This is a genomic window from Actinokineospora sp. NBRC 105648 (assembly GCF_030269645.1).
Lineage (GTDB): Bacteria > Actinomycetota > Actinomycetes > Mycobacteriales > Pseudonocardiaceae > Actinokineospora.
Genome location: NZ_BSTR01000008.1, coordinates 173744 through 187330 on the forward strand (window position 1 = coordinate 173744; position 13587 = coordinate 187330).

Consider the following 13587-nt stretch of genomic DNA (forward strand, 5'->3'; position numbering starts at 1 on the left):
TCAAGCGGGTGTCCGTAAACTCGCCCCAAGCTTCGACCAAGGAGGAACCGGCGTGTCCGAGTCTGCCAAGGCGCTGAACAAGGTCCTCATCGCCAACCGCGGCGAGATCGCCGTCCGGGTCGTCCGGGCCTGCCGGGACGCGGGTCTGGCCAGTGTCGCGGTGTACGCCGACCCGGACCGGGACCTGCCCTTCGTGCGGCTGGCCGACGAGGCCTTCGCCCTCGGCGGCAACACGCCGGGCGAGAGCTACCTGTCCTTCGACAAGGTGCTCGACGCGGCCAAGCGCTCCGGCGCGGACGCGGTGCACCCCGGCTACGGCTTCCTCTCCGAGAACGCCGAGTTCGCCCAGGCCGTCATCGACGCCGGGCTGACCTGGATCGGTCCGACCCCGCAGGCCATCCGCGACCTGGGTGACAAGGTCACCGCCCGGCACATCGCGCTGCGCGCGGGCGCGCCGCTGGTGCCGGGCACCAAGGAGCCGGTCAACGGCGCCGAGGAGATCATCGTCTTCGCCGAGGAACACGGCCTGCCGGTCGCGATCAAGGCGGCCTTCGGCGGTGGCGGCCGCGGCCTCAAGGTCGCCCGCACCATCGAGGAGATCCCCGAGCTGTTCGACTCCGCGGTCCGCGAGGCGGTCACCGCGTTCGGCCGCGGCGAGTGCTTCGTCGAGCGCTACCTGGACAAGCCGCGCCACGTCGAGGCGCAGGTGCTGGCCGACCAGCACGGCAACGTGGTCGTGGTCGGCACCCGCGACTGCTCGCTGCAGCGCAGGCACCAGAAGCTGGTCGAGGAGGCGCCCGCGCCGTTCCTCACCGCCGCGCAGCGCGCCGAGATCCACAGCTCCGCCAAGGCGATCTGCAAGGAGGCGGGCTACTCCGGGGCGGGCACCGTGGAGTACCTCGTGGGCACCGACGGCACCATCTCGTTCCTGGAGGTCAACACCCGGCTGCAGGTCGAGCACCCGGTCTCGGAGGAGACCGCCGGGGTCGACCTGGTGCTGGAGCAGTTCCGCATCGCCGCGGGCGAGGAGTTGCGGTTCACCGAGGACCCGACCCCGCGCGGGCACGCCATCGAGTTCCGGATCAACGGCGAGGACGCGGGCCGCGGCTTCCTGCCCGCGCCGGGCACGGTGACGCGGTGGAGCGCCCCCGAGGGCCCGGGCGTGCGGGTCGACTCCGGTGTGGAGTCCGGCACCGTGATCGGCGGGCAGTTCGACTCGATGCTGGCCAAGGTGATCGTCACCGGCGAGGACCGCGCGCAGGCGCTGGCCCGCTCGCGGCGCGCGCTCGACGAGCTGGTGGTCGAGGGCATGGCCACCGTCGTGCCGTTCCACCGCGCGATCGTGCGCGACCCGGCGTTCATCGGCGACGAGAACGGGTTCCACGTGCACACCCGGTGGATCGAGACCGAGTTCGACAACACCATCGAGCCGTTCACCGGCGGCGCCGACGCGGAAGAGGCCGACGAGCGGCAGACCGTCGTGGTCGAGGTCGGCGGGCGCAGGCTCGAGGTCTCCCTCCCCGGCAACCTGGCGATCGGCTCCGGCGGCGGCGCGGCGGCGAAGGCCAAGCCCCGCAAGCGCGCGGGCGGCAAGTCCGGCGCGGCGGCCTCCGGCGACGCGGTGGCGGCGCCGATGCAGGGCACCATCGTCAAGATCGCGGTCGAGGACGGCCAGCAGGTGGCCGCGGGCGACCTGGTCGTGGTGCTGGAGGCGATGAAGATGGAGAACCCGGTCACCGCGCACAAGGCGGGCACGATCACCGGTCTCGGGGTCGGCCAGGGTGAGACGGTCACCACAGGTTCGGTGATCTGCGAAATCAAGGACTGACCCGCTGTCCCTAGAATGCGCGCCATGTCGCAAGGGCGGGACGCCGGCATCCGGATCAGTGGGACCGAGCGGGACGAGGCCGTCGCCCTGCTCGGTCGGCACATGTCCACCGGGCGGCTGGAGATCGAGGAGTACGAGTTCCGCTGCGTCCGGGCGGTCGCGGCGCGCACCCGCGGCGACATCGAGGCGCTGTTCACCGACCTGCCCGCCCCGCACCCGGACCTGAGCGCGGCGGTCGGCCCGCGCGACCGGCTCAAGCACGCGGTGGGGCTGCCCAACGACAAGGGACTGGTCGCCACGCCCAGGAGCGCGGCGGTCGGGATGTTCTGCGCGCTGATGATGGTGCTGGGCATCCCCGGGGCGATCCTGCTCACGGTGTTCCTGGGGATGTGGTGGACGATCGTGGCCGCGGTGGGCCTGACGATCGTCGCGGGGGCCGCCGAGGAGGCGTTCAAGGCCCGTCCCTGAGAGCGAACTCAGGATTTGTCGACGGCGGGTCCGTACGATCGTCGGTGTGAGCGAGATCGAGCCGTCCGAGCTGCGCATCGGCGACACCGAGCGGGAAGACGCCCTGCGCGCGCTCGGCGAGCACATGAGCGCGGGCCGCCTCGACATCGAGGAGTACGGCGAACGCAGCGCCCGGATCACCACCGCCAAGACGCGGGGTGAGCTGCAGGTGCTGTTCACCGACCTGCCCGCGCCGCGGCCCGCGTTCGGGGCCCCCGCCCCTGCGCCGGTTCCGGCGGCGCCACCGCCGCGGCACGTGACGGGCTGGGAGGCCCGACCGGTGGGACAGCGGGTGTTCGCCGCCCTCGTGCCGCTGTCGGCCATCGTGGGCGTGATCTTGTTCCTGTCGGTGGTGCACGCCTGGCCGATCCTGCTGCTCCCACTCGCGGTGACAGCCATCGGCGGCGCCCTCTTCGGCGAGGAGTGGCAACACGAACGCCGCAACTTCGACCGCCGCAACCGCGGCTACCGCCGCCCCCACGGCCGCGGCTGGCACTGACCGACCTCACCGCTCTCCCAAGCCCTGGCTGCCGCCTTGATCCCCGGCCAATGCCCACTCTGGCCGCCACCCATCCCAGGCCGCTTTCCAGATCTCGCCGCACCTCCCCGGGCGGTTGCCCCTGCCCCCCGGCCCCGGGGCCAACTCCCGCTCCTGGCCGCCTCGCTGATCACGCCCAGCCTGGTCCCTGCCTTGTCGCCCTTGGTCATCAGCCCGGCTGCTCCCCCGCATCCGGTCATTCCGGCCGGCATCGCTTACCGACCAGGCGGTTCCCTAAGCCACCCCTGGCTCGCCAAGCCGGCGATCTGTTCGCCGGCCTCGCCCGCCGAACGGGCAGCTCGCTCCGCGGCCTCGCCCCAACTGGGCGCTTCCGCCGCTCCCGCTCGACGACAGACCCGGGCCACCGCTGCCGAGCGGGCTGAACGGTTGTCTCCGAGCTGACCGTGCTCACCTGGCTGCTCCACTGGCCGCACTCGCCCAACAAGCCACTCCTTGCACCGGCCTTTCCGCCAGCCTCACCCACCAAACAAGCCACTCCCTGCCACCCGCTTCGTGGCCTCCCTCAGCCCCCGGCCCATCGCTGCAGATCCCACCCCGAGCTGTTTCGATCAGGAACTGGCCAGTCTCGCAGCTCCCTCGTAAAGAGTTCACACGTAGAATTGTTCAACAATCCTACGTGTGAACAAGCGAACTGGTTGCACGTAGGATTGTTCAACAATCTTCCGAGTGGAACCGTTCCCCCAGCCTCACCGGGGGCGCGGTAGCGTGCCGGGCGTGGAACCGGTGGAGATCAACGCGGGCGCTTACTACCTCCGGGCGATGCGCGACGACCCCAGGCTCGACGACCGGCCGCGGTTGCTGGCCGGGTTCGACGATCCGGTGAGCAGGCACTTCCTGCCGCACATCAAGGTGCACGACCTGGAGTCCGCGGGCCACTACATCGCCGAGCGCGCGAAGAACTGGGCCGAGGAGACCCGGTTCTCCTGGGCCGTGGCGGAGCCGACGACCGGCCTGTTCATGGGCGAGGTCCTGCTCAAGGACCTTGACCTCGACCGCGGCACCGCCGAGGCGGGCTGCTGGGCGCACCCCGAGGGCCGCGGCAAGGGCATGACCACCACCGCCGTCGCGGCCATGCTGCGGTTCGGGTTCGGCGCGCTGGGCCTGCGCGAGGTCCGCTGGGTGCACCGGCCGGACAACACCGCGTCCGCGCGGGTTGGCGCCAAGGTGGGGTTCACTCCGTTGAGCGACACCGACAATGGCGACATAGTGTTGATCCTGCGTAACGCAGCGGTAGACGCAGACGGTAAGTAGAGCGCGGACCAACGGAACTAAGCCGATCTGATGCACGTCTACAAAATTGCGGCGGAACGGTCGAAACCGATCGTGGCGACTCGATAGAGTCGACACACCACAGGCAGTCACGGGGAGGCGACGTGCCACCAGGGAACAACCGACACGGCGGGCACGGTGGGCACGGGGGTGACCACCGCGACGATCTGCTGGACGTAACGCCTGAGGCGGTCCCCGGGCTGCGCTCGGCGTTCGCGACCGCGCTGGCCCGGGTCGACCACGAGCTCGAGCTGGCCGACACCGGCCTGCGGGTCGAGCCGTGGGCCAAGGACCCGGTGAGCCAGGACGCGGGCAAGGGCATCAACGCCCTGACCGTCGACCACGAGCAGGCGGCCATCGAGGCGCTGCGGGCCTACCGCAGGCAGCTGGACACGGCCGTGCACACCCTGGAGACGATCACCGAGCAGTACCGCCTGCTCGAAGAGGACAACCAGGCGACGGTCACCCAGAAGGGCGCAGCGGGCTGACCGCAGGGGCGAGGGGACAGGCGATGACCGAGCAGGCAACCGACGCCAAGCGCTGGCGGGGGTTCACGCACAAAGAGCTGTACCTGATGCTGCACGACGGTCCGGGCGCGCAGGCCTCGGCCGACCCGTCGCGGCGGTGGGCGCAGCTGACGGCCGCGCTGGCCGACATCAGCCACGACCTGGGCAACACCCTGGACAGCTCGTCCGCGGTGTGGGCCGGGCGCGCGGCCGGGGCGGCGCAGGAGCGGCTGACCCCGCTGGCCACCTGGGCGCAGGCGGCCTCGGACAACGCGGCCGAGATGCGCGCGGCCGTGGAGAACCAGGGCGACTACATCGCCAAGGCGCGCGCCGACATGCCGCGGCCCGAGGACGTCCCGGCGCCCCAGCCCGACCCGGCGGTGCCGCCCGCGGCGCAGGTCGTGGCCGTGCAGGTCGACGCCGAGCCGCTGGAGTCGGCGCAGTCGGCGGGCGAGCAGAAGGCCTTCGAGGTGATGGCGGCCTACGAGCTGAGCACCACCACCAACCTCAGCGTGCTGACCGGGTTCACCGCGCCCGCGGAGCTGCTGGGCGTGCGGGACCAGCACCGCAACCGCGGCGACGGGATCGAGTCGACGCACTCGTCGTTCGCCCCCGGGCACGTGAACGTCCCCGCGCCCGGCCACGACCAGCGGCACCGCCCGCCCGGCTACCACGGTGTCGGCGTGGGTGGCGGCGGGTCCGACGGCGGCCACTTCGGCGGCGTCGGCGGCCGCGGCCAGGGTGTGGGTCTCTCCGGCGCGGCGTTCACCGAGCAGGCGGAGGTCGTGCGGAGGCCAGTCGTGCAGCCGGGCATGCTCAGCGGCGCGACCCCGATGAACGAGGTCCCGTACACCGGCCCGGGCGCGCGCAACGGCGTGGGTTCCTCCGACGAGGAGCGCGCGCGGCGCGGTAGTGGCGCGGGCGGCAGTCGCGGGGTGGGCGGCGGCCAGTACACCGGCGGCGCGGATGCCTTGTCCGCCAACTCTTCCGGCGCGGCGGCCCCGGGCATGTCCACCGCGGCCAACACCGGAGCGGGCGCCCCGATGGCGCCGGGCGCGGGTGCGGGTGCGGGCATGGGCGGCAACGACAAGATGGCCATGCGCCGGTTCGGCGTTGACGCGCTGGGGTCGAGCCAGTGGTTCGGCGACGCGCCGGACCAGGCGGGCACCTCCGGCGGGTCGGGCAGCAGCGGTACCCGCCAGGTCGGTGGCCGCAGGCGCGACCTGAGCGAGACCGAGCAGGTCACCGAGTCGGTGGACGTGCTGGGCGAGGACGTCCAGCTCCCGCCCGGCGTGATCGGCGGCTGAGCGGGCGCGTTGTCCGGGTCGGCGTTGTTCGAGTCGACGGGGCCGGGACCGGTGACGGTCTCGGCCCTGGAGTTCGACGTGCTCACCGAGCACCTCGGCGTCGAACTGGTGCCGCTGGTGCTCAAGGTCCCCTCGCCGGGCCGGACGGATGTCGAACGGTCCCGCTTGGTGCGCCAGGCGTGGTCGGGGTTGGCCGAACGCGGCCTCGGCGGCCCGATGGACGTGGACCCGGAGCTGGTCCGGCTGCTGCACCTGCTCGACCGCCCGTCCCGCGAGATCGACGGACGCGTGTGGACCGCCCCCGACCACGCACAGCGGATCTTCGCCGCCGCCCGCGACAGTGAAGCGGTTCTCGCTGTGCTGCAAGGGAATTCGCTCACGCTCCAAGCCGCGGACGAGTCCGGCCTGGCCCGCCACGCGGTGTCGGTACTGCCCCGGCGCGGACCTGGTCCGGGTCGCTCGGTCACCATGCCCGCCAACGACTTCGCGACCGCGGCGACCGCCCCGGGACCACTGGACCGGGCGCTGTCGACCCACGGCGTCCGCGCGGACGACGCCCGCGCCGTCGCCGAGATGATCACGCCGCTGACCGCGCGGGGCCAGTTCGGCGCCGCCACCCGCGACCGCTGGGGCCGCCGGGTGCGCAACCCCCGGGTGATCAGCTGGTTCGACACCGAGGCAGGGCGGTACTTGCAGGTCCGCACCCCGCCACCGGATCCGTGGACGACGATCTCCCCCGCGGACCCGCGCGCACTCCTGCACCAGGTCGCCGCACTGCTCGATTGAGGTTGGACTCCCGCCCGCTGATCTCGGGCGCACTCGTCAGACCAAGGTCAGCGCAGTACTCGGACCATCCCACTCACACGATCGGTTCCAGTAGGTGGGGTCGGGCCTCTGGTGCCGCGGACCTCGTGGCGTCCGCCGCCTCGTCGGACGGCTTGTCCTGCGAGGACCGCTCCGCAGCCACGCGCGCGAGGTAGGTGTCCACCTCTTGAGCCGTCTGGGCCTCATCCCAACCGAGTACCGCGCCCATCAGCTCCGCGACCTGGCGTGCGCAGTCCTCGCCCCGGTGCGGGTACTCGATCGAGATCCGCGTCCGACGGGCCAACGCGTCCTCGACGTGCAGCGCTCCCTCCGAGGTGGCCGCGTACACGATCTCCACCCGCAGGTAGTCCGGTGCGGTGTCGACGGGCTTGAGCAGTTCCGCGTCGTCCCCCGCCAGCGCCAGCACCTCGTGTACCAGGGACCCGTACCGGTCCAGCAGGTGCCGCACCCGGTACGGGTGCAGCCCGTACCGGGCGGCGAGCAGGTCCGCCTGGTTGACCAGCGCGTGGTAGCCGTCGGCCCCCAGCAGCGGCACCTGGTCGGTGATCGACGGTTGCAGCCGCCCGGGCAGGTCCACCGCCGCGGCGTCCACCGCGTCGGCCGCCATCACCCGGTAGGTCGTGTACTTCCCGCCCGCGATGGCGACCAGGCCCGGCGCCACCCGGGCGACCGCGTGCTCGCGCGAGAGCTTCGAGGTCTCCTCGCTCTCCCCCGCCAGCAGCGGCCGGAGTCCGGCGTAGACGCCCTCGATGTCCGCGTGCGTCAACGGTGTCGCGAGGACCGAGTTGACGTGCTCGAGGATGTAGTCGATGTCCTTCTCGGTGGCCGCCGGGTGGGCCAGGTCGAGGTTCCAGTCCGTGTCGGTCGTGCCCACGACCCAGTGGTTGCGCCACGGGATCACGAACAGCACCGACTTCTCCGTGCGCAGGATCAGCCCGGACTCCGAGACGATCCGGTCGCGCGGCACCACGATGTGCACGCCCTTGCTGGCCCGCACCCGGAACCGGCCGCGGCTGCCGGAGGCGCGCTGCAGCTCGTCGGTCCACACGCCGGTGCAGTTGATCACCACGTTGCCCCGGACGTCGGTCTCCTGGCCGTCCTCGACGTCGCGCACGTGCACGCCCGACACCCGGTCGGACTCGCGCAGGAAGCTGACGACCTGGGTGGAGGTGCGCACGACGGCGCCGTAGTGCGCGGCGGTGCGAGCGACGGTCATGGTGTGCCGGGCGTCGTCGGCTTGGGCGTCGTAGTAGCGGATGCCGCCGATGAGGGCGTCCCGCTTGAGCGCGGGCACCATCCGGAGGGCACCCGCCCGGGTGAGGTGCTTCTGCCCCGGCACCGACCGCGCGCCGCCCATCCGGTCGTAGAGGAACAGCCCCGCGGCGGTGTAGGGCCGCTCCCACACCCGGCGGGTGAGCGGGTAGAGGAAGCTGACCGGCTTGACCAGGTGCGGGGCGAGCCGGGTGAGCATCAGCTCGCGCTCGCGCAGCGCCTCGCGGACCAGGCCGAACTCCAGCTGTTCGAGGTAGCGCAGGCCGCCGTGGAAGAGCTTGCTGGACCGGCTGGAGGTGCCCGCCGCCAGGTCACGGGCTTCGACCAGGGCCACGCGCAGGCCGCGGGTGGCCGCGTCCAACGCGACCCCGGCGCCCACCACACCACCGCCGATGACCACGACGTCGAAGGTCTCCGCGCCCAGTCTGCGCCAGTTCTCGGCGCGTTCGGCAGGGCCGAGGCGCCCGCCGGGAAAGTCCGATGTGGAGCGTGGCACGAACGCGGCGGGCTTGCGGTTGGCCATGATTCGCCTCCCTGCACGGCTGCGGTGGACCGACCTCGACCACGCTACCCGTTGGCGGCAAGTTGAGCAGTCAACCCATGGACAGTCAAACGACCGGGGGGTAGCGTCCGATCTCACTCAGGGTAGGCACCGCCGCAGGCCCTGGCCCCGCCCCGGGCCTGCCCCTCGCTTCCGGCAGCGCGAGGGAGACCGCCGTGGACCTGAACTTCTGGGAGATCGTCCTCTGGGAACTACTCGGCACCGCCGCCCTGATCCTGCTCGGCACCGGCGTGGTGGCCAACACCGTGCTGCGCTCGTCACTGGGTTTCCAGGGTGGCTGGCTGCTGGTCAACATGGGGTGGGGCTTCGCGGTGTTCGTCGGCGCCAGCATCGCCGCGCCCAGCGGCGCGCACCTCAACCCGGCCGTCACCGTCGGCCTGCTCAGCGCGGGCAAGTTGCCCTGGGCCGACGTCCCGGCGTACTTCCTCGGCCAACTGGTCGGCGCTTTCATCGGCGCCGTGCTGTGCTGGCTGACCTACAAGCTCCAGTTCGACACCCACGACGAGCCCGAGAACACCCGCGGGATCTTCGCCACCGGCCCGACCGAGCGGAACTACGCGTGGAACACCGTCACCGAGGTGATCGGCACCTTCGTCCTGGTGTTCTGGATCCTGACCAGCCCCGGGGTGAAGATGGGCGAGAGCGGCCTGCCGCAGTTCGGCAACGCCGCGCTGGGCTACGCCGCGGTGGCGTTCGTGGTGATCGGCATCGGCAACTCGCTCGGCGGCCCGACCGGGTACGCCATCAACCCGGCCCGCGACCTCGGGCCGCGGATCGCGTACGCGATCCTGCCGATCAAGGGCAAGGGTTCCCCGGACTGGGGGTACTCGTGGGTGCCCATCGTCGGCCCGCTGGTCGGCGCCGTCATCGCGGGCCTGATCGCCCGCGTCCTGCCGTCCTGACCCGAGCCGAGGAAGAGGCGAAGAGCCGATGACCGAGTACGTGGCCGCGATCGACCAGGGCACCACCTCCACCCGCTGCATGATCTTCAGCCACGCGGGCGAGGTGGTCGCGGTCGACCAGCGCGAGCACGAGCAGATCTTCCCGCGCGCGGGCTGGGTCGAGCACAACCCCGAGGAGGTCTGGGAGAACACCCGGGCGGTCGCGGCGGGCGCGCTGGCCAAGGCCGACCTGCACGTGACCGACATCGTCGCGGTGGGCATCACCAACCAGCGCGAGACCGCGGTGGTCTGGGACCGCAAGACCGGGAAACCGGTCTACAACGCCATTGTCTGGCAGGACACCCGCACCGACCGGATCGCCACCGAGCTGGGAAACCTCGGCGGCGGCCAGGAGCGCTACCGGGCCAAGACCGGTCTGCCGCTGGCGACGTACTTCTCCGGTCCCAAGATCCGCTGGATCCTGGACAACGTGGACGGTGCGCGGGCCAAGGCCGAGGCGGGCGACCTGCTCTTCGGCAACATGGACACCTGGGTGCTGTGGAACATGACCGGCGGGGTGGACGGCGGCGTGCACGCCACCGACCCGACCAACGCCTCGCGCACGCTGCTGATGGATCTGTCCACTTTGGCCTGGGACGCTGACATCGCGGCGGAGATGGGTGTCCCGCTCGCGATGCTGCCGGAGATCCGGTCCTCCTCGGAGGAGTACGGCCGGGTGCGCGAGCGCGGCGCGCTCGCGGGGGTGCCGATCGCGGGCATCCTCGGCGACCAGCAGGCGGCCACCTTCGGCCAGGCGTGCCTGTCGCCCGGCGAGGCCAAGAACACCTACGGCACCGGCAACTTCGTCCTGCTCAACACCGGCACCGAACAGGTGCTCAGCGAGAACGGCCTGCTGACCACGGTGTGCTACAAGATCGGCGCAAACGACCCGATCTACGCGCTGGAGGGCTCGATCGCGGTCACCGGCTCGCTGGTGCAGTGGATCCGGGACAACCTCGGGATGATCGGCAGCGCCGCGGAGATCGAGGAGCACGCCCGCTCGGTCGAGGACAACGGCGGCTGCTACTTCGTCCCCGCGTTCTCCGGGCTGTTCGCACCGTACTGGCGCTCGGACGCGCGCGGCGCGATCGTCGGGCTCACCCGGTTCGTCAACAAGGGACACCTCGCGCGGGCGGTGCTGGAGGCCACGGCGTTCCAGAGCCGCGAGGTGATCGAGGCGATGAACGCCGACTCCGGTGTGCCGCTCACCGCGCTCAAGGTGGACGGTGGCATGGTCGGCAACGAGCTGCTGATGCAGTTCCAGGCGGACATCCTGGGCGTCCCGGTGATCCGCCCGGTGGTCGCCGAGACCACCGCGCTCGGCGCGGCGTACGCCGCCGGGCTGGCCGTGGGCTACTGGGCGGGCGAGGACGACATCCGCGCGAACTGGGCGCAGGACAAGGAGTGGACACCGTCGATGGACGAGGGCGCCCGGGACAAGACCTACCGGCAGTGGAAGAAGGCGGTCACCCGCACGTTCGACTGGGTGGACGAGGACTGACGAGGACTGGAGGTGCCGGGGTGGGGCCGCCCGCCGCGCGCTGATGCCCCCAGCCGCGCGTCGGGTGGCCCGTTGGCGGCGGATCGGGGCGGGTCACTCGGTGGGCAACCCCGATCTCCGCCGCGGCGACCTCAGAGGACCGAGGCGGCCGCGATGACCAGGATCAGCCAGATGGCCAGTCCGATGACACCGCAGGTGAGACCCGCGATGGCCAGACCGCGGTTGCTGGCCTGGCCGCGGCCGGACTTGCCGATGCCCACACCGGAGAGCACGACGCCGATGATGGACAGGACGATGCCCACGAGGGGCACGAAGAACAGCAGCATCCCGAGCAGACCGGTGACGAAACCCGCTGTGCCGACGCCGTTCTGCGGCGCCTGGACGTAGTAGGCCTGCTGCGGCTGCGGAGCCGGGTAGGCGACCTGCTGCTGCGGGTGGCCCTGGCCGGTCTGGTCGGGGTGGGGATAGCTCATGGAAACGGCGCCTCCTGGTTGGGGAATGTGCCTCCAGGGGTCGTGGCGCACGCGGGGTCCGTTACGCGCGTGACGCGACCGCAACGCGCGGTCGAGATTTGTGGCGGAAAACCGCCGGAATCGTTCGGGGACCGCGTGCCATTCGCCTGGGCCGTCCTCGCCTCCAAGGGCGCCCCAGGCGAATGGCTCTCACGTGGAATCGAGCTGGGTCAGGACATCGTCGATCTGATCAGCGGTGCCGAGACGGCGACCCGCGCGCGGGGAACCTGTCCGATCCCACCGCAGCGCGGGCAGAAGTCCCGACGGTTGGGGGCGAGTCCCGAGCCCAGACACTCCGGGCACTCGGTCCGATGCGGCATGTCAGCCTCCGTAGCGGTTTGGTCCTCCAGGGGTACCGGCTCAGTTAGGTCAATCGAAAGAGCGACACCAGAGTTTCACTCCTTCTCGCGTAATGACGGTTACCCACTGGCGAGCAGACGGGCACACATTAAACACGATGGAGTGAACGTGGGGGTTAAACCACCAGATCGGGGGAACTCAGTCCAGATCGTCGTGCCGCATCAGCTGGCGACCGGCCTCGGTGATCGATCCGGACAGTGACGGGTACACCGAGAAGGTCAGGGCCAGGTCGTCCACGGTGAGCTGGTTCTGCACGGCCAGTGCGATCGGCAGGATGAGCTCGCTGGCGCTGGGCGCCACGATCACCCCACCGATGACCACGCCGGTGGCCGGACGGCAAAACAGTTTCACGAAACCGCGGCGCAGACCCTCCATCTTGGCCCGGGCGTTGGTGGCCAGCGGCAGCATCACCGTGCGCGCCGGGACCTCGCCGGAGTCGATGGCCTGCTGGCTGATCCCGACGGTGGCGATCTCGGGGTGGGTGAACACGTTCGCGGCCACGGTCTTGAGCTTGATCGGCGCCACGCCCTCGCCGAGCGCGTGCCACATGGCGATCCGGCCCTGCATGGCCGCGACCGAGGCGAGCATCAGCACCCCGGTGCAGTCGCCCGCGGCGTAGACGCCGGGCACGGTGGTGCGCGAGACGCGGTCGACGGTGATGAAGCCGCCGGGACCGGGCTCGACGCCGATCTTTTCCAGGCCGATGTCGGCGGTGTTGGGCACCGAGCCGACGGTCATCAGCGCGTGGCTGGCCTCGACGGTCTCGCCACCCTTGAGGTGCACCACGACGCCCTTGTCGTCGCGCTCGATCTTCTCCGCGCGGGCGTGCTTGACCAGCGTGGTGCCGCGCTCGGAGAAGACGTCCTCGAGCACCGCGGCGGCGTCGGCGTCCTCGTGCGGGAGCACCCGGTCGCGGCTGGAGATGACGGTGACCTTGACGCCCATCTCGATGAACGCCGAGGCGAACTCGGCGCCGGTGACCCCGGAGCCGACCACGACCAGGTGCTCGGGGAGCTCCTCCAGGTCGTAGATCTGCCGCCAGTCGAGCACCCGCACGCCGTCGGGCTCCGCGCCCGGGATCACCCGGGGGGTGGCGCCGGTGGCGATCAGGACGACGTCGGCGTCGACGACCTCGGTGGTGCCGCCGGTCTCGACGGCGATCCGGTGCGCGGCCATGCCGTGCCGGTCGTCGCAGAACCGGGCGGTGCCGTTGACGACCCGCACGCCCTCGCGCTGCACGCGGTTGCGGATGTCGGCGGACTGGGCCAGCGCCAGGCCGCGGACCCGGCCGCGCACGACCGGCAGGTGCACGGTGGAGTCGACGTCGTCGGTGCCGATGCCCAGCTCGTCGGCGTCGCGGAAGGCCACCCGGGCGCCCGCGGAGGCGATGAAGGTCTTCGACGGGACGCAGTCGTAGAGCACGCAGGCGCCACCGAGGCCGTCCCGCTCGACCACGGTCACCTCGGCACCGTGCTGCGCGGCGACGAGGGCGGCCTCGTACCCGGCCGGGCCGCCGCCCATGATCACGATGCGGGTCACCTGAGTCCTCCGTTCACCCGTCTGCGCTCGCGGGTCACGGTACGCGGGCGACCACGGCCGGGTCCCGGGTGGCCGCGAAAAGGTGATCCAGCCGCGCGG

The 13587-nt window shown here is 71.5% G+C and carries 12 protein-coding genes; 9 read left to right on the forward strand and 3 right to left on the reverse strand.

From position 1 onward, the window contains the following. Nucleotides 1-52: 52 nt before the first annotated feature. From QSK30_RS10720 to QSK30_RS10750, 7 genes are all read left to right on the forward strand, one after another. On the forward strand, nt 53-1828 hold the full coding sequence (locus QSK30_RS10720) for an acetyl/propionyl/methylcrotonyl-CoA carboxylase subunit alpha (RefSeq protein ID WP_285501850.1): 1776 nt from the start codon (nt 53-55) through the stop codon (nt 1826-1828). Between the two features lie 24 nt (nt 1829-1852). Next, nucleotides 1853-2296, forward strand: coding sequence for a DUF1707 SHOCT-like domain-containing protein (locus QSK30_RS10725; RefSeq protein WP_285501852.1), 444 nt, complete (start codon nt 1853-1855; stop codon nt 2294-2296). A 46-nt stretch (nt 2297-2342) separates the two neighbouring features. Beyond that, on the forward strand, nt 2343-2834 hold the full coding sequence (locus QSK30_RS10730) for a DUF1707 SHOCT-like domain-containing protein (protein WP_285501854.1): 492 nt from the start codon (nt 2343-2345) through the stop codon (nt 2832-2834). Between the two features lie 774 nt (nt 2835-3608). Next, nucleotides 3609-4145 carry a GNAT family N-acetyltransferase gene (locus QSK30_RS10735; RefSeq protein ID WP_285501856.1) on the forward strand — a complete coding sequence of 179 codons (537 nt, stop codon included), beginning with the start codon at nt 3609-3611 and terminating at the stop codon, nt 4143-4145. Nucleotides 4146-4267: 122 nt separating this feature from the next. After that, on the forward strand, nt 4268-4651 hold the full coding sequence (locus QSK30_RS10740) for a transcriptional regulator (protein WP_285501858.1): 384 nt from the start codon (nt 4268-4270) through the stop codon (nt 4649-4651). Between the two features lie 23 nt (nt 4652-4674). Continuing rightward, nucleotides 4675-5976 carry a PPE domain-containing protein gene (locus QSK30_RS10745; protein WP_285501860.1) on the forward strand — a complete coding sequence of 434 codons (1302 nt, stop codon included), beginning with the start codon at nt 4675-4677 and terminating at the stop codon, nt 5974-5976. 51 nt (nt 5977-6027) lie between these two features. After that, complete coding sequence (locus tag QSK30_RS10750; protein WP_285501862.1) at nt 6028-6762, forward strand: ESX secretion-associated protein EspG; 735 nt, start codon at nt 6028-6030, stop codon at nt 6760-6762. A 73-nt stretch (nt 6763-6835) separates the two neighbouring features. Here QSK30_RS10750 and QSK30_RS10755 read toward each other — a convergent pair whose 3' ends face one another. After that, nucleotides 6836-8596, reverse strand: coding sequence for a glycerol-3-phosphate dehydrogenase/oxidase (locus QSK30_RS10755; RefSeq protein WP_285501864.1), 1761 nt, complete (start codon nt 8594-8596; stop codon nt 6836-6838). A 200-nt stretch (nt 8597-8796) separates the two neighbouring features. Between QSK30_RS10755 and QSK30_RS10760 the strand changes: the two genes are divergently transcribed. Together QSK30_RS10760 and glpK are read left to right on the forward strand one after the other, a co-directional pair. Continuing rightward, nucleotides 8797-9537, forward strand: coding sequence for an MIP/aquaporin family protein (locus QSK30_RS10760; protein ID WP_285501925.1), 741 nt, complete (start codon nt 8797-8799; stop codon nt 9535-9537). A 28-nt stretch (nt 9538-9565) separates the two neighbouring features. After that, a complete protein-coding gene (gene glpK, locus QSK30_RS10765; protein ID WP_285501865.1) occupies nt 9566-11077 on the forward strand; it encodes a glycerol kinase GlpK in 1512 nt (503 codons plus the stop codon). A gap of 131 nt (nt 11078-11208) precedes the next feature. Here the strand turns inward: glpK and QSK30_RS10770 are convergent, their stop codons facing one another. Continuing rightward, nucleotides 11209-11550, reverse strand: a complete 342-nt coding sequence (locus QSK30_RS10770; RefSeq protein ID WP_285501867.1) for a DUF4190 domain-containing protein — start codon at nt 11548-11550, stop codon at nt 11209-11211. A gap of 537 nt (nt 11551-12087) precedes the next feature. Then, on the reverse strand, nt 12088-13488 hold the full coding sequence (locus tag QSK30_RS10775) for an NAD(P)H-quinone dehydrogenase (protein WP_285501869.1): 1401 nt from the start codon (nt 13486-13488) through the stop codon (nt 12088-12090). Nucleotides 13489-13587 lie beyond the last annotated feature (99 nt).

Coding starts and splice junctions, on each gene's coding strand:
- QSK30_RS10725 (WP_285501852.1), top strand. CDS start 1,853: ATGTCGCAAGGGCGGGACGCCGGCATCCGGATCAGTGGGACCGAGCGG.
- QSK30_RS10745 (WP_285501860.1), top strand. CDS start 4,675: ATGACCGAGCAGGCAACCGACGCCAAGCGCTGGCGGGGGTTCACGCAC.
- QSK30_RS10755 (WP_285501864.1), bottom strand. CDS start 8,596: ATGGCCAACCGCAAGCCCGCCGCGTTCGTGCCACGCTCCACATCGGAC.
- glpK (WP_285501865.1), top strand. CDS start 9,566: ATGACCGAGTACGTGGCCGCGATCGACCAGGGCACCACCTCCACCCGC.
- QSK30_RS10770 (WP_285501867.1), bottom strand. CDS start 11,550: ATGAGCTATCCCCACCCCGACCAGACCGGCCAGGGCCACCCGCAGCAG.